Source organism: Pelagibacterium montanilacus (assembly GCF_003992665.1).
GTDB lineage: Bacteria > Pseudomonadota > Alphaproteobacteria > Rhizobiales > Devosiaceae > Pelagibacterium > Pelagibacterium montanilacus.
Genome location: NZ_RZMX01000012.1, coordinates 113,120 through 134,731, shown reverse-complemented (window position 1 = coordinate 134,731; position 21,612 = coordinate 113,120). Strand labels below are relative to the sequence as shown.

Below are 21,612 nucleotides of genomic sequence, written 5' to 3'. Positions count from 1 at the left end.
CCCCGGAAGAGAACGCCCAATTGCAACCAGGAGCGAAGGCCATGCCCGGTCTCGGCACATTTCCAGTTTCGGTCAAGGTGGACGGACGCCGGATTGTCATCGTCGGCGGTGACGATGAGGCGCTTGCCAAGGCGCGGCTTGCGGCGCGGACCCGCGCCGAGACCGTGGTCATCGCTCCGGAGTTCGAGGCGGATTTCTCCGCGCTCGATGTGAAACTCGTTGAGCGCCACGCAGCTCCGTGCGATTTTTTCGGCGCAGCGCTGGCCTTTGTGGCCGATCACGGTGCCGCTGGCGCAAGGGCGCGACGCATGGCTCGGTTGGCCGGCGTGCCCGCCAATGAGGTGGACGTTCCGGGCAATTGCGATTTCTTCACGCCGGCGATCATAGATCGGGCGCCGATTTCCATCGCGATATCGTCTGAGGGAGCCGCGCCGGTGCTCGCCCGGCTGGTGCGCGCCAGGATCGAGTCTGTGCTCTCGCCGCGGCTGGGCGATATCGCCCGGCTGGCCGGATCGATGCGGGCCAAGGTCTCACGTCTGCTGACCGATGGCGTATCGCGGCGGCGCTATTACGAGGATCTTGTAACGGCGCCAGCGCTTGAACGCGCGCTTGAGTCGGGGCAGGGCGAGGCCGTTGCCGACGCGCTGCTCTCGAGGCATGCGGCGCGTCAACCGAGCGGCGCCGGTGTCGTCTGGCTGATTGGTGCCGGTCCGGGTGCGGTCGATCTTCTCACCCTTCGCGCCCAGCGGCTGCTTCAGGAGGCGGACGTCATCGTTCACGACCAGCTCGTGCCGGATGCAGTAGTGGAAATGGGGCGCCGCGATGCCGAGCGCGTTTCGGTCGGCAAGGCCAAGGGGCATCATTCCTTCAGCCAGGCGCAGATCAACACGCTCATTGTTCGGCTTGCCAGCGAGGGCAAGAAGGTTGCCCGGCTCAAGTCCGGCGATCCGATGGTGTTCGGCCGGGCGGGCGAGGAAGTCGCGGCGCTGCGCAAGGCGGGGATCGATTATGCAATCGTGCCGGGCGTGACTTCTGCCCTCGCTGCGGCAGCCGATACGGCCACACCAGTCACCTTGCGCAAAGTTTCGAGCGGCTTCGTCTTTGCAACGGCACATGGCGCCGACAACCAGGATCTGACCCATTGGGCGGCTCTTGCCCAGTCCGGGCTCACGCTCGGGCTTTACATGGGTAAGTCAATCGCCGCGAAAGTGGCGAGTGATCTGATGGCCCGGGGGCTTTCGGGTCAGGTGCCGGTCGGGGTCGTTGTCAATGCCGGCCGGGCGGACAAATCGCTTCACGCGGGCACGATCGCTGGCCTTGCCTCGGGCCAGGCGGAGTTCGCCGAGGGGCCCGCGATTATTTTCATTGGGCCGGCGGTGGCCAGCGGCGATTGGGCCGGCGCGGCGGAATTGATGCGGCAGCAAAGCAGGGTGGCATGATGAGCAAGCAGGTTCTGACCGCAAACGAGCTGCTCTCGGGCGCAGTGGTCTATCTCGGCGCCGACGGCGCATGGGTAGAGAATCTCCAGGGCGCTCGGCAGTTCGACAAGGACGATGCCCATGCGCTCGAGGCGGCGCGGGTCGCGGCGAGCTCAACGGGACGTCTCATCAGTCTGGAGGTCGAGGACGTGGTTCTTGAGGACGGAGCCTTGGTGCCGGCCCGTACGCGGGCCCGCATCCGCGCCGGCGGACCGACCGCTCCGCGTTTCGAACGCCAGCATCTGGCAGAGGACGAACATGTATCGATATGACGAGTTTGACGCCGCGTTCGTTTCCGAGCGCGTTGCCCAGTTCTCCGATCAGGTCAGGCGCCGCATTTCGGGCGAACTGACCGAGGACCAGTTCAGGCCCTTGCGGCTGATGAACGGGCTCTACCTGCAGCTTCACGCCTACATGCTGCGGGTCGCCGTGCCCTATGGCACGCTGTCGTCTCGCCAGATGCGGATGCTCGCCCATATCGCGCGCAAATACGATCGGGGTTACGGTCATTTCACGACGCGCCAGAACATCCAGTTCAATTGGCCCAAGCTGCGCGACGTGCCGGAGATCCTCGCCGATCTTGCCAGCGTCGAGATGCACGCCATCCAGACCTCGGGCAACTGCATTCGCAACGTGACCACAGACCAGTTCGCCGGCGCTGCTGCCGACGAGATCATCGATCCGCGGCCGATTGCCGAGATCATCCGGCAATGGTCCAGCCTGCACCCGGAATTCACCTTCCTGCCGCGCAAGTTCAAGATCGCGATCACCGGGTCACCCAATGACCGGGCGGCGGTCAAATTTCACGATATCGGGCTGATGGCGCAGACTAATGGCGCCGGCCAGGTCGGCTGGGCGGTCTATGTCGGTGGCGGGCTGGGGCGGACCCCGATGATCGGCAAGCAGATCAATGGCTTTGTGCCCCACGAGCATCTGCTAGCCTATCTGGAATCGATCCTGCGCGTTTACAATCGTTACGGACGGCGGGACAACAAGTACAAGGCCCGCATCAAGATCCTCGTCCATGAGGAAGGGCTCGAGACCATCAAGGCGCAGGTCGAGGAGGAGTTCTCTCATGTGAGGGGAGGGATTCTGACCCTGCCCCAGACCGAACTCGATCGCATCGACGCGTATTTCTCCCCGCCGGCCTTCATAGATTCCGGCGTTGTCTCCATCGATGTCGAGCGCGAGAAGATCCTCGACCCGGCCTTCGGGCGCTTTCTTGTAAACAACACGTTCTCCCACGCGCGGCAGGGCTACACCTCGGTCACCGTCTCGCTCAAGCCCATCGGCGGGGCGCCTGGCGACGCCACGGCCGAGCAGATGGATGCCGTTGCCGACATTGCCGAGCGTTTCAGTTTCGATGAATTGAGGGTCAGTCACGAGCAGAACCTGGTGCTGCCGCATGTGGCGCTGTCGGAGCTGCGCGCGGTCTACCAGGCACTGGCCGAAGCGGGACTTGCGGAGGCCAATGCCGGGGAGATCACCGACACGATCACCTGCCCGGGTCTCGACTTCTGCGCGCTTGCCAATGCCCGGTCGATCCCGATCGCACAGGACATCTCGAGGCGCTTTGCCGATCCGGAGCGCCAGCGCGAGATCGGCAAGCTCAAGATCAAGATTTCCGGCTGCATCAACGCATGCGGGCACCATCACGTGGGCCATATCGGCATTCTCGGCGTCGAGAAGAAGGGCACAGAACTTTACCAGATCACGGTCGGTGGCGACGGGACGGAAGATGCGGCCGTCGGCAAAATCCTCGGGCCGGGCTTTGTCGCCGACGAAGTGCCGGACGCCATCGAACGGCTGGTCGATGCCTATATCGCGCAGCGCGAGAGTGCCGAAGAGCCTTTCATCGCCGCGTATCGGCGGCTGGGCGATGCACCCTTCAAGGAGGCGCTTTATGGCAATGGCTGACCCCGTCCCCTCGCAGGGCCCCGACAAGCTGCGGGCGCTTGGCATCGTCGCGCTCAACGGAATGTTCGACGAGATGGATGCCGAGGGTGTCCTGCGTCAGGCCGCCGAGGATATCCTGCCGGCTGATCTGGCCCTTGTGTCCTCGTTCGGTGCGGATTCGGCGGTGCTGTTGCACATCGTCTCGCGCGTCGACCCCTCGCTGCCCGTCTATTTCCTGGAAACCGGCAAGCACTTTGCCGAAACACTGGAGTATGTCGAGCAGCTCAAAGCCGAGCTGGGGCTTACAAACGTCATCGCCGTGGTTCCCGATCCAGCCGATCTCGCGCGGTTCGATCCGACCGGGGAGCTGTGGGAGACCGATCCAGACTCGTGCTGCCACATCCGCAAGACCGAACCGCTCGAGAAGGTGCTTTCCGGCTATGGCGGATGGGTGACTGGACGCAAGCGGTTCCAGACGGCCGAGCGCGGGGTGCTGCCCCACTTCGAGCTCACTTCGGACAACCGGATCAAGGTCAATCCGCTTGCCTATTACACCCATGACGATATCGAGGCGTACAAACATCGGTATGGTTTGCCCGACCATCCTCTCTACCATCAGGGCTACAAGTCGATCGGCTGCGCTCCGTGCACCAGCGCGGTGGCCGAGGGTGAGGATCCCCGCGCCGGACGCTGGCGAGGGCTGGACAAGAGAGAATGCGGCATCCATTTCGATTTCAACGGGCAGATCGCTCCGACCCGAAAGCAGGCAGGCAAGACGAAAGAGATGAGGCTGTTCAAGAATGGTGGGTTCATGGCCGATCCCTGGACTGATTGGGTAGAGGCGCTCGATCCGGCCGAGGCCAGCTACACCCATGTGCCCCTCGATGTCTTCGTAGCGCATCGGGAAGCGTTCATCGCCAGCCCGCACCCGCTCGGCCTGCGGGTGGATCCGGGCCACCGCGTCGAGGACGTGGAAGCCGACATGGCGCGGTTCTCGTCGGTTGCGATCAGCTTCCCCGCATTCGGTGACGGGAGGGGCTTTTCCAGTGCCCGGCTGGTCCGCGAACGCTTCGGATTTCAGGGCGAGGTTCGGGCTGTGGGCGATATTCTTGCCGACCAGGTGCCGTTCCTTCGGCGGTGCGGCATCGATGCCTTCGTGGTGGCCAACCCCGCGACGCGGCAGGCCCTCGAAAACGATGCATTTGCCGAGGTGTCGCTGTATTATCAACCTGTCGGAACCCGGGCCGAAGTGCCCGTCGGGACCCGACCCTTCCTCCGGCGCGCGCTTGCGGACGCTTGACAGAGCGCCGCAAACTCGACAAAGCGCGGTTGCGCCAGCTCTTGCCCAAACAGGATTTTCCAGATGACCGGAAATGAAATCGTCACGGATGTCATCATCATCGGTGCAGGCCCGGTTGGCCTGTTCGCGGTGTTCGAGCTGGGACTCGTGGACCTCAAATGCCAGGTGATCGACATTCTCGACCGCCCGGGCGGGCAATGCGCGGAACTCTATCCGGAAAAGCCGATCTACGACATTCCGGCCTTTCCCGAGATTTCAGGGCAGGGGCTCACGGACAATCTGATGAAGCAGATCGCGCCGTTCGGCGCCGAGTTTCATTTCAGCCAGATGGTCACCAATGTCGAGAAGCTGGCCGATGGCGGATACCGCGTCACCACCGACGCTGACCAGACCTTTGTGGCCAAGGTGATCGTGGTGGCTGCCGGTGGGGGATCGTTCCAGCCCAAGCGGCCTCCGGTGCCCGGAATCGAGGCTTATGAGGGCAAGTCGGTCTTTTATGCCGTGCGCAAGATGGACGAGTTCCGCGACCAGGACGTCGTTATCGTCGGGGGCGGGGATTCGGCGCTGGACTGGACCCTCAGTCTCGAGCCGATCGCGCGGTCGCTGACCCTGGTGCATCGCCGCGACCAGTTCCGCGGTCATGCCGACAGCGTCAACAAGATGCGGGCCCTGGTCGAGGAAGGCCGCATCAATTTTGTCATGGGTCAGCTTGGCAGGCTCGAGGGCGAGAACGGGCAGATCTCGGAAGTTGTGCTCAACACCAAGGCCGGAGAAATGGGCATTCCCGGCACGCGGCTGCTGCCATTCTTCGGGTTGACCATGAAGCTGGGCCCCGTCGCTGATTGGGGGCTCGAGCTGCACGAAAATGCTCTGATCAAGGTGGACACCGAGAAATTCGAAACCAGCGCGCCGGGCATATTTGCCATCGGCGACATCAATTGGTATCCGGGAAAGCTCAAGCTCATTCTCTCCGGGTTCCACGAGGCTGCCCTGATGGCCCAGGCCGCCAAGCGGATCGTGCATCCTGACGAGAAGGTCGTGTTCCAGTACACCACGTCCTCGACCAAGCTGCAGAAAAAGCTCGGAGTTGCCTGATGCAAATCATCGTCACGGACCAGAACGGCACGGTTCACGAACTCGAGGCCCTCGAGGGATGGCGGGTCATGGAAGTGATCCGGGACTGGGGCCTGAACATCAAGGCCGAGTGCGGCGGTTCGTGCGCCTGCGCAACGTGCCACGTTTATGTGGACGAGGCCTGGGAAGACAGGCTCAACCCGCCGACCGATGAGGAAGAGGACATGCTCGATACGGTCGCTGACGTAAAGGAGAATTCGCGTCTCTCCTGCCAGATCCTGATGAGCGACGATCTCGACGGTCTCAAGGTGACCCTCGCCGAGTCTGCACGGCAGGACGAAGAAGCGGCCTAGAGCGTTTCCAGGACAAGTGGGGACACTTTTCCGGTTCGGAAACGCGACCAATCAAAGACTTAGAGCTCCTGTTCTTATTCAATCAGAACAGGAGCTCTAAGCCAGACCACGCTGCGACGATCGGCGGCCCGGGTCCTAAGGTCCGGCTTTTTTGCGCGCGTAAGGCATTTGTTCATCTGGTTAAGTCAAGATTGAGTGCAAACACTCACTCTGGATATTCGGCATGCCCGACACAAAAATTTGCCAAGGCTGCAAGGACGGCGCTGCCTTTCCGGTGGAATTCACAATGGCTTTCCACCCCATTATCGACCTGCCACGCCAGCGCATATGGGGCTATGAGGCGCTGGTGCGGGGGCGCGAAGGCCAATCGGCCTGGTCGATTCTGTCGGCGGTGACCGACGAGAACCGCTATGCCTTCGATCAAGCGTGCCGGGTCAAAGCCATTGATCTGGCGGGCGAAAAGCTCAAGGGCGACGCGCGGCTGTCGATCAACTTCATGCCCAATGCGGTCTATGAGCCACGCGCCTGCATTCGGGCGTCCCTGGCGGCCGCTGCGCGCGCGGGCTTCAATCCCAACCGGATCATGTTCGAGTTCACCGAGAACGAGCAAATGACAGACATTGCTCACGTCTCCAAGATTATCGAGGCCTACAAACATATCGGGTTCATCACCGCGATCGATGATTTCGGCGCCGGGTTTGCGGGTCTCAACCTGCTCTCCATGCTCGAGCCCGATGTGATCAAGATCGACATGGAGCTCGTCCGAAACATCGATAGCCATGCGCGCCGCCACGCCATTGTGAGCGGGATCGCCACCATCGGCCGGGACCTTGGGCTCACCATCATCGCCGAAGGCATAGAGCGCCACGCGGAGCGCCAGGCTCTTGCGGATCTGGGGATCACCCTGTTCCAGGGCTACCTCTTCGCCAGACCGCAGCTTGAGACCTTCTCCATGCTCGATGAGATTGAAGGTCTCGCAGCCTAGAGCATATCCTGTTCTGATTGAATCAGAACAGGAGCTCTATGTCTTTGATTTGGCGCGTTTCCGAACCGGAAAAGTGTTTCAACTTTTTCTGGAAACGATCTAGAGCCGATCAGAAACGGCCGTTCCAGCTTGCTTTCAGGCTATGGGCAGTCGAACCCTCGGCGTGCTCGCTGCCGTAGGCGAGGCCGAGAACGGTCGATTCGTTGAGGTCGAAGGCGAGATCGGCCCCGAGCATCAGCGTATCGGCGGCCTGGCCGGCGGTGTCGACAGAGAAGGACGGGCCCGAGCCAAACGCATGTTCTGCTAACTCGGCGTCGCCGAAGGCATGGCGCCAGCCGACGCTGCCGCTGGCGGTCAGCAATGCGCTTTCGCCCAGAATGAACTGGCGTCCGATATCGAACCCCAGCGTGGCAAAGGTGTTGTCAAACGCACTTGGCGCGCCGGTCAGCGCGGCATCGCCGCCGGTTTCGGTATAGCCGTCGCTGCTGTAGCGGACATGGCTGAGGCCGATGCGCGGGGTGAGTTCGACTGCACCGAGATCGACGCGATGGGCGAGTTCGGCGAAGGCCATGGCGGTGGCGGCGCCGTAATCGGCCTCAAGGCTTTCCAATTCGGGAAGGGTGACGGTGCGACGCGATTCGATGGCGTGGCCGGTGATGCTGCCGCCGAGCAGCAGACGCGTGTCGCCCCATTCATTGCCCGCATAAACGCCAGCGCCGTAGCTCGTGGTATCGGTCGAGGCGTCGTGCCCGTTCATGTCGCTGCGGCCGCTGCCGGCTTCGAGCATTATGCCGACGCGCCAGGTGTCGACAAGTGTATCGATGCCGCCCACGACACCGCCATAAACCGAAGTGCTGCCCGGCAGGGTGTCCGTGGCTTCGGTATCGGACCGAACGCCATAGACCGTGCCCCAGGGGCCGGTGACCGGCTCGGCGGAGGCGGCGGGCGCGCCCGAAGCGGCGTAGGCGGCGGGCCCAGGCGTCGCGCCCAGCGCGTCGAAGCTCTGGTGCAGGTGGTTTATCACCTGGCCGGTGGTTGCAACCGTCGTGGCCATCATAGCGTTGGGCGCAGTGGCGTGGATATCTCCCGCCAGCCCAGAGAATGCAGCAGGTGCCTGCCCGTTCGAAAGGTTGAGGGCTGCCTCGTAAAGAGAATTGCCGGCGCCCAGCGAATCGATGGCGCCTGCGGCGGCCTTGTCGTTTGCGCCGGCGGCGCCATCGGCAAAGCTGAAGCCGTTGCGCTTCAGGACCACGGAGAGTTCGCTGCCGTCGATGCTCAACATAGGGGTAAGGAAGTCGAGGTTGCTGCTGCCGACGTAGCCGAACGTGCCGGAGATAGATTCGGCGGAAAGAATGCTGTAGCGCATGTCTTCGACGTAGTTCTCGCCCGTAGTAGCCTGGACCCAGAGGTTGCCGGCCAGCGTTGCAGTTCCGGAGAGTTCGATACGGTCGTTGTTGCCCGCGTCGATATCGATTTCGAGCCAGGTGTTCTGGCTGAGTTCCAAGTTCTCGGCTTGCAGCGTATGGAACTCGTCGTTGATGAACCAAAACGAACCATCCACGAAAATATCGCCATCGACTTCGAGGTTTCCGTCGACCTTCAACTGACTTGAGTGTTCATCAACGCTGGAGATGTCGCCTCCGACATAGCCGGACAAGTGCAGCCAGCCAGTGCTGTCGATCGAGCCGTACCAGTTGCCGGAGCTCGAGATGCTGCCGGAGCTGTCGAGAACATCGCCGTGCCATGACGAATCGGCGGACAAGAGGACGAGGTTACCGGAGCTGGAATGAACGGTGCCGGTCCAACTGGATGTATCCTCGACCCGGATCTCGCCGGTGTTGACGAGAACTTCTCCATCCCAGGTGCTCCCTTTGGAATTGACGATGGTGCCGGTGTTGGACAGCACGGCACCGTCCCATTCAGCCCCCGTGTTGGACAGCACGGCACCGTCCATTTCAGCCCCGCTGTTGACGATGTAGCCAGCGTTCTCGACATCGCCGAGCCATGTCGCGATGGGAGCGCCATCGTCCGAGCTCGTCTGGTTGTAGATGTCGCCGTCCTCGCGCACGACTAGCTTGCCCTCGATGGAATTGCTGGTTCTGAGATAGCCGGAGCTGTCGATATCGGCGAAGACCTCACCGTCATTGATGAAATAGACGTTCTCGGGCGCGGTGTTGACGATGCCGGCCTCGACGGTGAGCGTGCCGCCGGCATTGACGTTGATGCCGCCCGAGGTGGTCAGGCTGTATGCGGTCGCCTTGTCAGCGATAGCGGCCCCGCCATAGGTGATCGAGACAATATCATCGATCGTGGGCACCTCGTCGGCGGGCTCGGCGTCCTTGAGCCAGTTCTCGGGGCTGTTCCAGGGCTCGGCGGTTGGTTCCTGGGACGCCTCGTTGGCGTTCCACTCGAACAAGGAGCGCTCCACCTCGGCGGCGATGGCGGGGCTGGCTGCGAGCAAGGCGGCGGAGGCGGTGCCAAGCAGGAGCGCTACCCCCCAATACCGGGATCCCGGTGCGTTCTGGGACCGGGGGGAGGCGACGTCAAACAACTTGGTCACGGGTCTATTTTTCTAAATGAATTAAGCTATCGGCAGCAATAAGGGGGGCATTAACCGAGACACGGCAACCTCTAAAACACGATCCGCGCAGGAATCTTCAGTCTTCAGCCGGGATAGGCCTTACAGACTGGCCTGATTAACACGTTTGGAAACTTCGGCAGCGGATTCAACGCGTTCGGAGTAGCGGTCGACGAGGTAGTCTGAGCGATCGCGGACGAGGAGGGTGAACTTCATCAGCTCCTCCATGACGTCCACGATTCGGTTGTAGTATGGGGACGGTTTCATCCGCCCGGAGTCATCGAACTCGGTGAAAGCCTTGGGCACCGAGGACTGGTTGGGGATGGTGACCATGCGCATCCATCGTCCCAGGATGCGGAGTTGATTGACGGCGTTGAAGGACTGGCTTCCGCCATTGACCTGCATGACGGCCAGCGTGCGGCCCTGGGTGGGGCGCATGCCGCCCATGGAAAGGGGCAGCCAGTCGATCTGGGCCTTCATGATGCCGCTCATGGCGCCATGGCGCTCGGGTGAGCACCACACATGGCCTTCCGACCACATGGAGAGATCGCGCAGCTCCTGCACCTTGGGGTGCTCCTTGGGCGCGCCATCTGGGAGCGGGAGGCCCTCGGGATTAAATATCCTCGTTTCGGCTCCGAGCCGGCGCAGGATACGGGCGGCCTCTTGTGTCGCGAGACGGGAATAGGACCGCTCACGCAGAGAACCATAAAGCAGCAGGATGCGTGGAGGATAAGTCTTGCGTTCGGGAGCGTGCAGGCGGGCGTCGTCGATGGGGCGGAACTGGGCCTCGTCGAGAGCGGGGAAACTGTCGGTCTCAGACAATACGCTGTCCATTTTCGTCAATGATGACCTCGCCATCCTCCTTGGTGAAGGGCCCGATATCGGGGTTCTCAAGGATATCGAGCACCAGTTCCGAGGGCCGGCACTGGCGCACGCCTTTTGGGGTCGTGACAAAGGGGCGGTTGATGAGGATCGGGTGGGCCAGCATAGCGTCGATCAGCCGCTCGTCGAGGGTTTCAGGGGCATCGAGACCGAGTTCGGCAAAGACCGGTTCCTTGGTCCGCATGGCCTGCCTGACGCCGAGGCCCGAGCGGGAGATGAGGTCCACAAGGGTCGCGCGATCGGGCGGGTTTTCGAGGTACAGGATGACCTCGGGTTCGACGCCGCTTTGGCGGATCATGGCGAGGGTGTTGCGCGAGGTCCCGCAGGCGGGGTTGTGATAAATCGTTGTGGTCATTGGGTTTACCCGAAGCGATGACGGTTGCGGTTGGCGAAGGCGACCAGCGAGAGCATGACTGGCACCTCGACGAGCACGCCCACGACGGTGGCGAGGGCGGCCCCGGAATTGAGCCCGAAAAGCGCGATGGCGACGGCCACGGCCAACTCGAAGAAGTTGGAGGTGCCGATCAGCGCGCAGGGAGCTGCGACGTTGAAGGGGATCTTCCACTTCCAGGCGGCCCAGAACGTGATGGCGAAGATGCCATAGCTCTGAATCAGAAGGGGAATTGCGATCAGGATGATGACCAGCGGATTGTCGATGATGGTCTGGCCCTGGAAGCCGAAGAGGAGGACCACTGTGGCGAGCAGGGCGGCCACAGATACCGGTTTGATCTGCGCGTTGAAGCGGTCAAGACGGCCATGATCGCCGCTATTAAGCAATGATATACGCGTGATCGCGCCTGCAACGAGCGGGACGATGACGTAGAGCCCGACGGAGAGAAGGAGGGTTTCCCAAGGCACCGAAATCTCGGTAAGTCCAAGCAACAGCGCAACAATCGGCGCGAAGGCAAAGACCATGATCACGTCGTTTATCGACACCTGCACCAGGGTGTAGGCCGGGTCGCCCCTGGTCAATTGTGACCAAACGAACACCATTGCCGTACACGGCGCCGCTCCGAGGATGATCAACCCTGCGATATATTGCTGGGCATCGGCCGGATCGACGAAAGGCGCGAAGACGAAGTTGAAGAAAACGACCGCGAGCAGGGCCATTGTAAACGGCTTTATGAGCCAGTTGACTATTACCGTGAGCACGATGCCCTTGGGCCGCTCACCGATACGCCGGATGGCCGAGAAATCGACCGATACCATCATCGGGTAGACCATGGCCCAGATAAGCACGGCGACGGCGAAATTGACCGATGCGTATTCGAACGCCGCGAGCGCGGCGAAAAGGCCCGGCACGAGATTGCCGAGTATGATGCCGGCGACGATGCCGAGCCCGACCCACACCGAGAGCCACTTTTCGAAAAAGCCGATGCCGCCCGGCGCCGCCGGGGCAGGAGAAACGCGGTTGGTCATTGGGTTCAGTCTTTCGTCTGGCCGATGGTGTCGAGCCGGGATTTGAGCGTCAGCCGGTCGAGGCTCGCGATGGGCAGATTGAGCAGCAGCGAGATGCGGTTGCTCAACTGGCGCGCCGCCTCGGCAAAGGCGAAATGCTTTTCCGCTTCGCTGCCCTCAACCGCTGCGGGATCGGGAATGCCCCAATGAGCGGTTGTGGGGTGGCCCGGCCAGATCGGGCATTCTTCCGCAGCGGCACTGTCGCAGACCGTGAAGATGAAATCGAATTCGGGTGCGCCGGGTTCGGCAAACTCGTCCCAGCTCTTGGAGCGGGCGAAGCCGGCATCAATGCCCAGCCCTTCGAGCAGGGCAATCGTATAGGGATGAACCTCGCCGCGCGGGCGGCTGCCGGCGGACCAGGCCTTGAAGCGGCCTCCGCCATCGCGGTTGAGCAGCGCTTCGCCGATGATCGAGCGGGCGGAATTGCCGGTGCAGAGAAACAGCGCATTGTAGGTGCGATCGGTCATGGTCGAGACTCCGAAGGGGCGGGCTGAAGACAGGCGAGCGCCGAAGCGACGGGCCGGCATATCTCTGGACGGCCGCCGCAGCAGTCCTCGAGCAGGAAGGACACCAAGCTCGCGACGGTTTCCATGCGCGCCCGGTAGACAATCGTGCGCCCGTCCCGTTCGCCGACGATCAGACCAGCGCGTGACAGGGCCGCAAGATGGGCCGAGACGGTGTTCTGGCGGCCTCCCAACAGCTCGGCCACGCGCCCGGCGCTGATCCCTTCAGGCTCGGCTGAAACCAACGCCCTAAAAATATCAAGGCGGGTCGGGCTGGCGAGAGCGCCAAAGGCATCCAATGCGTCATTTGTATCCATATATCTGGATATATCGATATGTTTCGATGCGGTCAACAGGTAAGGCTTATCGTAGGTTAAGTCTATGAGTTACTTCGGAAATTATGGCAAACCTGCCCCGAAAAAACCCCGAAAGAATGCGCAACCAATCGTCGAGCCAGGCGGTTGTTGGAGCAGTCGGGCGCTGGATGCCCGCAAAAACAGAATGGAGTTTCACTCATGTCCATCAAAACGCTCGTTGCCCCTTTCGCTATTGCCGTCGGCCTTGGTTTCAGCGGCGCGGCCATGGCTCAGACCATGGTTGGCACCATTGAGGTCTCCGATGAGGATCTGCCGGTCGTGGAGCAGTACTGCAACCACCTCGAGAACGCGTACGACATGGAAGACGGGGCCACGATCCCTGATTTCGAAGCTACCGTTGAGCAGGAAGTTGCCGTGAATGTGGAGCTGGACTCCATCACGCGTGACGACTGCATCGAAGCTGGTCTGACCGACATGGACGGCGGGAACGTCGAAGAGTCGGCTCTGCCCGAGGACTAAGCGCTTGAGCGCCTAATCACCAAGCTTGGCGGTCGCGCTTTGCGCGGCTGCTCAACTTGCGGGGACGCTGCAAGCCTTTCGTTCCAGGAGAACTAGAATGACCATCAAGTCTTTTGTTTCACCGATCGCGCTTCTTGCCGGCCTTGCCATGACCGGCGGCGCAGCAGCCCAGACGAGTGTGGGCGATCAGGATATATCCGACATCGAACTTCCCGCAGTGGAGGCGCACTGCGAAGCCTTGGACATGGACCTTGATACAGCGGCCGATGCGTCGGCTGGCGCTGCGGGCGACATGAGCGAGGAAGATGGCGAGGACGACGGTATGGAGTCCGATGCCGTGGACGCTGACGCCATGGAAACGGATGCGATGTCATCCGACAATTCGATGGAAGCCGGCGCCACTGCGGAAACCGACATCGACCTGGAGGCCATCACTTTGCAGGATTGTATCGATGCTGGCCTGATCGTCGACGAGACCGATGGTGGCATGGGTGCAGACGCTGGCGCGGATGCCGATATAGATGCCGGCCTGGAAGACTCGGACGATGGCGATGACATTGGCATCGATGCCGATGTGGGTGCTGACGTCGATGTCGACGCGGACATGGAGTCCGAAGGCGAAGAGGACTGATCGGTCCTTCTGACCGGCTGCGGTCAAGCGATCCGGTCACGGACATAAAATGAGGCGGACCCTTCGGGATCCGCCTTTTTGTTTGGGCTGGAATCAGCGTGGCTTGCGGGCGCTGGTGGCGACGGACAGTAAATCCTTGATGAAGTCGGTGACCACAGGAGCAGGGCGCGCGTGGAAGGGGAGCGGGCGGACGACCCGCATGGCGGCGATGCCGACGCGCACGGTCATGAGCCCATTGACGACGCCCTCGCCGAGACGCGCCGACAGCTTGGTGGCAAGTCCCTGGCCTAAAAGCTGCTCGACGGCGCCATCGGTGAGGACGAGCCCGCCGGTGACCGCGAGGTGGGAGAGGATCGAGCCGGCCAGTCGCACGAAGCCCAGAAATCCCGGGCGGGCGCCGTAAAGATCGGCGAGCCCGCGCGCAAGCCGGACGCTTTCGAACAGCACATAGGCAATGTCGATCAGGGCCCGCGGGGAGACGGCGGTGACGAGCGCGACGCGGCGCGCGCTGGCCGCGGTGAGCGCTTTCGCGCGGGCATCGAGCGGCGCCATGAGGTCGCGTTCGGCCATGCCGATCAGCTCGGCGCCGTCGAACCGGTCCGTTGCATCGGCGGCGAGCTGGGTGCGGGCGCGCGCGAGGTCCGGGCGCGCGCCATAGAGTGCGTCGAGTTCGGCCAGTACCGCCTTGCCGCCGGCCAGATCGTCCGAGGCGAGGACGGCTGACGCCCGGTCGCGCAGCCGGTCGAGAACCTTGAGGCGCAGAATGCCGAGGATTTCGCGCACGAGGAGCACCGCGAGCGCGACGAGAAAGACCGCCAGAAGGGCGCTGCCGGCCCAGCCGAGCCATTCATGGCGTGCGAAGAGATCGGCCACGAGCCGCTCTGCGGCAAGGCCGAGACCCGCCATGACCAGCGCGCCACCCGTGCCGAGCGCGAGGGTGCGCCAGAAGCGGCCGCGCCGGGGCGGGGGCGGTACTACCGCTTCATCGGTCCCCAACGGATCTTCGGCGGCAAAATCATATTCGGTGAGGTCCGCCTGCGCGGCGCCAAAGGCGCGGGGCGCGCGCGGCGCGGCGTCCGCGGGGCGCTGCTGTGCGGTGGGGATGGCGCGGGGCTCTCTCATGCCAGCTTGTCTCCCAGGAGGAAATCGAGGGCCCGGTCGAGCCTGACGGAGGGGAGGATGGGCGCGCCGCGCTCAGTGCGATCGAGCACGCCGGGGGGCTGGAAGCGCAGGAAATTGACTTGAGGTGTCGAGTCATCGTCCTTGAAGAGTGAATCCGGATTTTCCGGCAAGTCTCCGGGAAACAAGGCGATTTCGGTTTTTCCGTCGTAGGTGGTGTCGCCCAGCCGCTCGCCGGGCTGGGGGGTGCCCACAATGGTGTCGAGGATATCGCCGTTCTCGCGGATGGTGCCTTCGCGGGTGGCGCGGACCGCGGCGATGGCGAGCGAGCGGGTTTCGGCCCCGGCAAAGCGGGCGCGGTCGACGGCGTTGGCGACAAGGCGATTGAGGATCGCTTCGAGCCGGGAATGGCTGGTGTGGTGGAGGAGGTCTGCCTTGGTGGCGGCAAAAAGGATGCGGTCGATCCTGCGCGTGAGGAGCCGGGAGATGGGATTGGACGTGCCCTGACGGAAGCACGAGAGGACCGAGGTGAGCGCGGTTTCCAGGTCCGAGACGGCCTCGGGGCCGGCGTTCAGCGCCCGGAGGGCATCGACGAGCACGATCTGGCGGTCAAGCCGGGCGAAGTGATCGCGGAAGAAGGGGCGCACGACAATGGATTTGTAGGCCTCGTAGCGCCGCTCGAACATGGCGTAGAGGCTGGCGCTGTCGGGGCGCTGATCGGGGGGCGGCAGCGGCGCGAAGGTGAGCGCGGGCGAACCCTCGAGATCGCCGGGCATGAGGAAACGGCCGGGCGGCAGGGTCGAGAGCGCCCGGCCATCGATGCGCGAATTGCGGAGATAGTTCACGAAGGCGGTGGCGAGCCGCTCGGCGGTGGGCTCCTCGGCGGGGGCAAGGATGTCGGTTTGCGCGAGGGCGGCAAGGAAATCCCCGGCTTCGGCGGCGCGTGCGGGGCGATTGGCGAGGGTCAGCGCCTCGGCGCTCCATTCGGCGAAGGACCGGGCAAGGAGCGGCAGGTCGAGAAGCCATTCGCCGGGATAGTCGACGATGTCGACATTGAGGGTCGTGGGTCCGAACCGGCCCATCAGCCAGTGGGCGGACTGGAAGCGCAGGGCGATGCGGATCTGGGAAATCCGGCGGGTGGATTCGGGCCAGTGGGGGCTGTGGGAAAACAGCGACTGAAGGTGGGTCTCATAGGCAAAGCGCGGGGTGGCGCGGTCGGGGTGCTCGGCAAGGCGCGCGCCGATCAGCCGCCCTTCGGCGAGGGGCGCGAAGCCCGGCAGGCGGGTGCCCGAGAGCAAATTGTGGACAAGCGCGGTGATGAACACGGTCTTGCCGGCGCGTGAAAGCCCCGTCACGCCCAGTCGCAGTGTGGGGGTGACGGTGCCCGCAGCCGCATCGGCGAGATTGCCGAGGGTCAGTCCGACCTCGTCGGCAAGGGTGGTGGGCGATCTGGACAAATGCGCTGGCCTCCGGTCAGGCCTGAAGGTAAGCGGTTGCCCAGAGAATTCAAGGCGTTGGGAAGCGGTCTCAGCCGCTGAAACTTCGCAGCAGCGAGCCGGCGACCAGATGCCAGCCATCCACGAGCACAAAGAAGATGAGCTTGAACGGCAGCGAGATGATGACCGGGGGCAGCATCATCATGCCCATGCTCATGAGCACCGAGGCCACGACCATGTCGATGACCACGAAGGGGAGAAACAGGAGAAAGCCGATCTCGAAGGCCCGGCGGAGTTCGGAGATCATGAACGCGGGGATGAGGATGCGCAGCTCGAGATCTTCCGGGTTTTCCGGCGGCTGGGTCTCGGTGAGGTCGAGAAACAGCATCACGTCGCGCTCGCGGACATGGGCGAGCATGAATGCGTGCACGGGCCCGGCGGCGAGTTCGAGCCCTTCCTCGATCTCGACCTCGCCGGCGACCAGCGGGACGATGCCCTGATCGTAGCTCTCCTGCAGGGTCGGGGCCATGATGAAGGCCGTGAGGAACAGGGCCAGCGAGATCATCACCGAATTGGGCGGGGCGGTCTGGAGCCCGATGGCGGTGCGCAGGAGCGACAGGACCACCACGATGCGGGTGAAACTTGTGACCATGACGAGGATCGAGGGCGCGAGCGCGAGGATGGTGATGAGCGCGATGAGCTGGACCGCACGCTCGGTCAGCGTGGTGTCGTCGCCGAAATCGATAGATATGTCCTGGGCCAGCGCGGCGTCGGGGAGAAGGGCCAGCAGCAGCGCTGAGGCGGCAAGAAGGCCGGTGATGCGCGTGAAAAGGCCCGCGACGCGGGGATCAGCCCTGCCGTTTGTGGCGGTCGTAGTCGTCCTCGACGGGCTCAGGCGTCACCTCCGGCCGTTCGTCCTCATCGGACAGGTCATAGCCGGTTGTAGCTGAGTCGCCGGGCAAACGGCCGTTCGCGGCGCGGTTTCCACCGGCAAGTTGACGCGGATCGTAGACCTTGGGGCGCAGCCGGGAGGTGAAGGGCTCGGGGCGCGAGGCGTTCTGCATGGGGCGCCCGCGGCCCGGCAGTTGCCGGTCGGGCTCGGGTTCGGCCGTAGGCTGGGGCTCGACCGCGCGGCGGCCCGGGCGGCCATAGGCGGGCTGGGGCGGGGCGTCGAATCCCGATTCCACCAGCAGATCGTTGGGCCCGCCGGTGACGATCAGGTGCTCGACGCCGTCGCGCCGCAGGATCAGGGCCTGGCGGCGGGCATCGAGCGGAATCGCCTCGACCACGGTGAGGCGCCGGGCGCGGGGGCGTCCGACGGTGCGCGAGGCTGTGCCGAAGAATTTGAGCGCCCAGGCGACCAGAATGATCAGGACCACCACGATACCGAGGGCGATCACGGCGGTGAGATAGGTGGTCTCGATGCCCAGAATGTCTGCAAGCCAGCCCAAACAACCATCTCCCGGTTTCGCACTCAAACATCACTGCACGTGCAATGCGTGCAGGCAAGACTTGCCTACCATAGTCTCGCAATGGGCCAAAATCGGGGCCCAAAGCCAGGGTGACGGTCAAGAGTTAACGTCGTGTTAACCATGAGGCAGGCAAGAATTGCCCATCTCATCGGGACGAGGGCCCAAAATGTCCATCGGCGACCTGCCCATATTCGCAGCGCTGCGCGACAAGATGCACTGGCATCAGGCGCGCCAGACCGTATTGGCCGAGAACGTGGCCAACGCGGAAACGCCGGGCTATCGCGGCCGCGATCTGGAACCATACAGCTTTTCGGAGCAATTGCAGCGCACCCGTTCGGGGGTGACGACGGTTGCGACCAATGACCGGCACTTTTCCATCGGCGCGGGCACGGCAACCGAGCGCTATGGGGCGCGGCCGATGAACAGTTTCGAGACCACCCCGAGCGGCAACGGGGTCACGCTCGAGGAAGAGATGATGAAGGTGACGACCAACCAGATGGACTACCAGGCCGCCACGACACTTTATTCCCGCTCCATGCGGCTCTTGCGCATCGCGCTGGGCAAGCAGGGCTAAGACAATGAAATAACGCGCTTCCGGCCTACACGGGCGCGCTTCAAACAGGGCAGTTCGCCATGAACGACTTCATGACATCGATCAAGATCGCCGGCGGCGGGCTCAACGCCCAGACGGCGCGTATGCGGGTGATCGCCGAGAACATGGCCAATGCCGATTCGGTCGGCAAGACGCCCGATGAGGATCCCTATCGCCGGCGGGTGCCCACCTTCCATGCGGTGCTCAACCGCGAGATGGGTGCCTATGAGACCAGGGTGGGTCAGCTTTCCTACGACATGTCGGACTTCGATTCGCGCTTCGAGCCGGGACATCCGGCCGCCGACGAGACGGGGTATGTGAAATATCCCAACGTCAACACGCTGATCGAGACCATGGACATGCGCGAGGCCCAGCGCACCTATGAGGCGAACCTGAACGTGGTCACCGTTTCGCGCCAGATGCTCGGGCGCACACTCGATATCCTGAGAGGCTAGGTTCATGTCGGCACCCTTTACCAGCGCGACCAGCGCCTATGCCTCGGCGGCGCGGCTGATTTCCGAACAGGCCTCGGGCCGCGCCACGGGCGTGGGCGCGGAAGCCCCGGGCGGCGATTTCGCGCAGATGCTGTCCCAGCAGTTGAGCAATGTGGTCGAGACCGGGCGGGCCAGCGACCAGGTGGGCCTCGACATGATCAACGGCCAGGCCAACATCGTGGACGTGGTGACGGCGCTGGCGGAAACCGAAGCGACCATGGAAACCATGGTGACGGTCCGCGACCGGGTGATTTCCGCATATGAGGAAATCATGCGCATGCCGATCTGACGGCAGGGCCGCGAACCGGTAAACTGACATCCGATTCGCCGGATCGACCGGCCGGAGCCTTGCCATGACCGGAGCCGAAACCCTCGACATCGCCCGTGACGGGATCTGGGTGCTGATCGTGGTGTCGGCGCCAATGATGATCGTGGGGCTGGTGGTGGGCGTGGTGATCGCGCTCTTCCAGGCGCTGACCCAGATCCAGGAAATGACGCTGGTCTTCGTGCCCAAGATCATCGCGATCTTCTTCACAATGATGATCGTCCTGCCGTTCCTTGGCGCCACCATGGCAGGATACATGGATCGGGTGGTGGATCTCATCATCCTGGGCGGCTGATGAGCATCACCTGGGGCCCGGAGGTCGCCTATACCTTCTTTCTGCTGTTTGCGCGTGTGGGCACCATGATCATGCTGTTGCCGGCGCTCGGCGAGCAGACGATCCCCTCGCGGCTCAAGCTCTCCTTCGCGCTGGCCTTCGCGTTCATGCTCTATCCGCTGGTGGGTGGCGAACTGCCGGGGCCGCCCGAGACGCTGGCGGGGCTGGTGGCCAATATCCTGCACGAAATCGCGGTGGGGCTGATCCTGGGCGGACTGGCGCGGCTCTTGCTCTCTGCGGCGCAGGTGGCTGGCGCGGTGATCGCCTACCAGATGGGGCTATCGATGGCCCAGACCGCCGACCCCACGCAGGGTGGGGTGCAGGGGGCGATCGTCGGCAATTTCCTGGCCTTCATGGGGATTGCGCTGATCTTTGCCACCGATCTGCATCACATGCTGCTGGTCGGCATCTATGAGAGCTACGCCTATTTTCCGCCCGGCTCCCCGCTGATGCTGGGAGATGCCGCCGAAATGGCGGTGCGCATCGTTTCGGGCGCGTTCGTTGTGGGCGTGCAGATGTCGGCGCCGCTGCTGGTCTTCGGGCTGGTGTTTTATCTCGGGCTCGGCATTCTGGGACGGCTTATGCCCCAGATCCAGGTGTTCTTCATGATGATGCCGGCCAACATCATCATCGGGCTGATGCTGTTCGCGCTGCTGCTCACGATGATCATGGGGCTCTACATGAGCTATCTCGAAGACAATTTTTCGCTGTTTCTCGGGTGATCGATGAGCGACCAGCCCGAACAGAGCGAAAAGACAGAGGACCCCTCCCAAAAACGGCTCAACGACGCCCACAAGAAGGGCGATGTGGTCAAAAGCCAGGAGGTGACGACCTGGTTCATGATCGTGGGCTCGGCGCTGGTGTTTGCGTTCGTGGCGCCCATGACCGCTGCATCGATCACCGAGACGCTGCGGGGCGTGCTCGACAACGCCCATCAGCTCGAGGTGGGCGGGGACGGATTCGGCCCGTTCATGCAGGCGCTGGCCGGCACGGTGCTGGTGGCCATGCTGGTCCCCATGGCGCTGCTGGCGGTGTGCGGGATTGCGGGCAACATGGTGCAGCACCGGATGGTGTTTTCGGTCGACCCGATCAAGCCCAAATTCTCCAAGGTCTCCCCGATCGCGGGGTTCAAGCGGCTGTTCTCGACCGAGGCCCTGGTCAATTTCGCCAAGGGGCTGGGCAAGCTGCTGATCTTCTCGGTGGTGATGTTCGTCGTCGTCTGGCCCGAGCGGGACCGGCTCGACACCATGATTGCTGCCGACCCGGTGGCACTGCTGGCGATCTTTCAGGAAATCGGGCTCAAGATCTTCGTGGTGGTCATCCTGACGATCACCATCATCGCGCTGCTGGACTACATGTACATGCGCCACAAATGGTGGAAGCGGCAGATGATGACCGTCAAGGAGGTCAAGGACGAGTACAAGCAGATGGAGGGCGACCCGCATATCAAGGGCCGCATCCGGCAGATCCGGCTCGAGCGCAGCCGCAAGCGCATGATGGCCGCGGTGCCCGACGCGACGGTGGTGGTGACCAACCCGACCCACTTTGCCGTGGCGCTGAAATACGACAGCGAAATGGCCGCGCCCAAGGTGGTGGCCAAGGGCGTGGACGCGCTGGCCCTGCGCATAAGGGCGCTGGCGAGCGACCACGACGTGCCGATCATCGAGAACCCGCCGCTGGCGCGCGCGCTTTATGCGGGCGCCGAGGTGGGCGAGCAGATCCCGGCCGAGCACTTCAAGGCGGTGGCCCAGGTGATCGGCTATGTGATGCGCCTGCGCCAGCGCGGGGGCTGGAAACCGGCGCCGCGCTGAGCTGGGCGCGCGCGGGCGTTGCAAACCTGTGGCGCGCGGAGCGCGGGGACTGGAA

At 63.3% G+C, this 21,612-nt stretch carries 25 protein-coding genes; 15 read left to right on the top strand and 10 right to left on the bottom strand.

The window, feature by feature from the left end; translation table 11 throughout:
* Positions 1-41 precede the first annotated feature (41 nt).
* The 7 genes from cysG (at position 42) to EO136_RS04585 (ending at position 7,086) form a co-directional block, all read left to right on the top strand.
* On the top strand, positions 42-1,439 hold the full coding sequence (cysG, locus tag EO136_RS04615; protein WP_127143295.1) for a siroheme synthase CysG: 1,398 nt from the start codon (positions 42-44) through the stop codon (positions 1,437-1,439).
* Positions 1,436-1,750: a DUF2849 domain-containing protein gene (locus tag EO136_RS04610; RefSeq protein ID WP_127143294.1), complete on the top strand. Its 315-nt coding sequence runs from the start codon at positions 1,436-1,438 to the stop codon at positions 1,748-1,750. Before cysG ends, EO136_RS04610 begins: the two co-directional genes overlap by 4 nt.
* On the top strand, positions 1,737-3,395 hold the full coding sequence (locus EO136_RS04605) for a nitrite/sulfite reductase (protein WP_127143293.1): 1,659 nt from the start codon (positions 1,737-1,739) through the stop codon (positions 3,393-3,395). Before EO136_RS04610 ends, EO136_RS04605 begins: the two co-directional genes overlap by 14 nt.
* Entirely contained in the window at positions 3,382-4,674 is a 1,293-nt protein-coding gene (locus tag EO136_RS04600) for a phosphoadenylyl-sulfate reductase (RefSeq protein ID WP_127143292.1), read from the top strand. The genes EO136_RS04605 and EO136_RS04600 overlap by 14 nt, the downstream gene beginning before the upstream one ends.
* Positions 4,675-4,737: 63 nt before the next feature.
* Positions 4,738-5,769: an NAD(P)/FAD-dependent oxidoreductase gene (locus EO136_RS04595; RefSeq protein ID WP_127143291.1), complete on the top strand. Its 1,032-nt coding sequence runs from the start codon at positions 4,738-4,740 to the stop codon at positions 5,767-5,769.
* Positions 5,769-6,101, top strand: coding sequence for a 2Fe-2S iron-sulfur cluster-binding protein (locus EO136_RS04590; RefSeq protein WP_127143290.1), 333 nt, complete (start codon positions 5,769-5,771; stop codon positions 6,099-6,101). The genes EO136_RS04595 and EO136_RS04590 overlap by 1 nt, the downstream gene beginning before the upstream one ends.
* A 223-nt stretch (positions 6,102-6,324) precedes the next feature.
* Complete coding sequence (locus EO136_RS04585; RefSeq protein WP_127143289.1) at positions 6,325-7,086, top strand: EAL domain-containing protein; 762 nt, start codon at positions 6,325-6,327, stop codon at positions 7,084-7,086.
* A 109-nt stretch (positions 7,087-7,195) separates the two neighbouring features.
* Here EO136_RS04585 and EO136_RS04580 read toward each other — a convergent pair whose 3' ends face one another.
* The 6 genes from EO136_RS04580 to EO136_RS04555 form a co-directional block, all read right to left on the bottom strand.
* The gene (locus EO136_RS04580) at positions 7,196-9,403 is read right to left on the bottom strand and encodes an autotransporter outer membrane beta-barrel domain-containing protein (protein ID WP_164730437.1); all 2,208 of its coding nucleotides are present in this window, start codon (positions 9,401-9,403) and stop codon (positions 7,196-7,198) included.
* A 363-nt stretch (positions 9,404-9,766) separates the two neighbouring features.
* On the bottom strand, positions 9,767-10,498 hold the full coding sequence (gene arsH / locus EO136_RS04575; RefSeq protein ID WP_127143287.1) for an arsenical resistance protein ArsH: 732 nt from the start codon (positions 10,496-10,498) through the stop codon (positions 9,767-9,769).
* Positions 10,479-10,901 carry an arsenate reductase (glutaredoxin) gene (gene arsC, locus EO136_RS04570; RefSeq protein WP_127143286.1) on the bottom strand — a complete coding sequence of 141 codons (423 nt, stop codon included), beginning with the start codon at positions 10,899-10,901 and terminating at the stop codon, positions 10,479-10,481. The genes arsH and arsC overlap by 20 nt, the downstream gene beginning before the upstream one ends.
* A gap of 5 nt (positions 10,902-10,906) precedes the next feature.
* Positions 10,907-11,965, bottom strand: coding sequence for an ACR3 family arsenite efflux transporter (arsB, locus tag EO136_RS04565; RefSeq protein ID WP_127143285.1), 1,059 nt, complete (start codon positions 11,963-11,965; stop codon positions 10,907-10,909).
* Between the two features lie 5 nt (positions 11,966-11,970).
* Positions 11,971-12,471: an arsenate reductase ArsC gene (locus tag EO136_RS04560; protein ID WP_127143284.1), complete on the bottom strand. Its 501-nt coding sequence runs from the start codon at positions 12,469-12,471 to the stop codon at positions 11,971-11,973.
* Positions 12,468-12,824 carry an ArsR/SmtB family transcription factor gene (locus EO136_RS04555; protein ID WP_127143283.1) on the bottom strand — a complete coding sequence of 119 codons (357 nt, stop codon included), beginning with the start codon at positions 12,822-12,824 and terminating at the stop codon, positions 12,468-12,470. The genes EO136_RS04560 and EO136_RS04555 overlap by 4 nt, the downstream gene beginning before the upstream one ends.
* A 198-nt stretch (positions 12,825-13,022) precedes the next feature.
* On the opposite strand from EO136_RS04555, the gene EO136_RS04550 reads away from it, so the two are divergent.
* Together EO136_RS04550 and EO136_RS04545 are read left to right on the top strand one after the other, a co-directional pair.
* Complete coding sequence (locus tag EO136_RS04550) at positions 13,023-13,343, top strand: hypothetical protein (RefSeq protein WP_127143282.1); 321 nt, start codon at positions 13,023-13,025, stop codon at positions 13,341-13,343.
* Positions 13,344-13,440: 97 nt separating this feature from the next.
* Positions 13,441-13,974 carry a hypothetical protein gene (locus EO136_RS04545; RefSeq protein ID WP_127143281.1) on the top strand — a complete coding sequence of 178 codons (534 nt, stop codon included), beginning with the start codon at positions 13,441-13,443 and terminating at the stop codon, positions 13,972-13,974.
* Positions 13,975-14,067: 93 nt separating this feature from the next.
* On the opposite strand, the gene EO136_RS04540 is transcribed toward EO136_RS04545, so the two are convergent.
* The 4 genes from EO136_RS04540 to EO136_RS04525 all read right to left on the bottom strand — a co-directional run bounded on the left by EO136_RS04540 (position 14,068) and on the right by EO136_RS04525 (position 17,980).
* Positions 14,068-15,096, bottom strand: coding sequence for a YcjF family protein (locus tag EO136_RS04540; RefSeq protein ID WP_127143280.1), 1,029 nt, complete (start codon positions 15,094-15,096; stop codon positions 14,068-14,070).
* Positions 15,093-16,550, bottom strand: a complete 1,458-nt coding sequence (locus tag EO136_RS04535; RefSeq protein ID WP_127143279.1) for a YcjX family GTP-binding protein — start codon at positions 16,548-16,550, stop codon at positions 15,093-15,095. The genes EO136_RS04540 and EO136_RS04535 overlap by 4 nt, the downstream gene beginning before the upstream one ends.
* 70 nt (positions 16,551-16,620) lie before the next feature.
* Entirely contained in the window at positions 16,621-17,349 is a 729-nt protein-coding gene (fliP, locus tag EO136_RS04530) for a flagellar type III secretion system pore protein FliP (protein ID WP_127143278.1), read from the bottom strand.
* Between the two features lie 28 nt (positions 17,350-17,377).
* Entirely contained in the window at positions 17,378-17,980 is a 603-nt protein-coding gene (locus tag EO136_RS04525) for a flagellar biosynthetic protein FliO (protein ID WP_127143277.1), read from the bottom strand.
* A 187-nt stretch (positions 17,981-18,167) separates the two neighbouring features.
* On the opposite strand from EO136_RS04525, the gene flgB reads away from it, so the two are divergent.
* The 6 genes from flgB to flhB all read left to right on the top strand — a co-directional run bounded on the left by flgB (position 18,168) and on the right by flhB (position 21,557).
* Positions 18,168-18,575 carry a flagellar basal body rod protein FlgB gene (gene flgB, locus EO136_RS04520; protein WP_127143276.1) on the top strand — a complete coding sequence of 136 codons (408 nt, stop codon included), beginning with the start codon at positions 18,168-18,170 and terminating at the stop codon, positions 18,573-18,575.
* 71 nt (positions 18,576-18,646) lie between these two features.
* Positions 18,647-19,048 carry a flagellar basal body rod protein FlgC gene (flgC, locus tag EO136_RS04515; protein ID WP_246018259.1) on the top strand — a complete coding sequence of 134 codons (402 nt, stop codon included), beginning with the start codon at positions 18,647-18,649 and terminating at the stop codon, positions 19,046-19,048.
* Positions 19,049-19,052: 4 nt separating this feature from the next.
* Positions 19,053-19,376 carry a flagellar hook-basal body complex protein FliE gene (gene fliE, locus EO136_RS04510; protein ID WP_127143274.1) on the top strand — a complete coding sequence of 108 codons (324 nt, stop codon included), beginning with the start codon at positions 19,053-19,055 and terminating at the stop codon, positions 19,374-19,376.
* 64 nt (positions 19,377-19,440) lie between these two features.
* Positions 19,441-19,707, top strand: coding sequence for a flagellar biosynthesis protein FliQ (gene fliQ / locus EO136_RS04505; protein ID WP_127143273.1), 267 nt, complete (start codon positions 19,441-19,443; stop codon positions 19,705-19,707).
* Positions 19,707-20,468, top strand: a complete 762-nt coding sequence (gene fliR, locus EO136_RS04500; protein ID WP_127143272.1) for a flagellar biosynthetic protein FliR — start codon at positions 19,707-19,709, stop codon at positions 20,466-20,468. Before fliQ ends, fliR begins: the two co-directional genes overlap by 1 nt.
* 3 nt (positions 20,469-20,471) lie before the next feature.
* Positions 20,472-21,557 (top strand): flagellar biosynthesis protein FlhB, encoded by a 1,086-nt coding sequence (gene flhB / locus EO136_RS04495; RefSeq protein WP_127143271.1) that lies wholly within the window; start codon positions 20,472-20,474, stop codon positions 21,555-21,557.
* Positions 21,558-21,612: the final 55 nt, after the last annotated feature.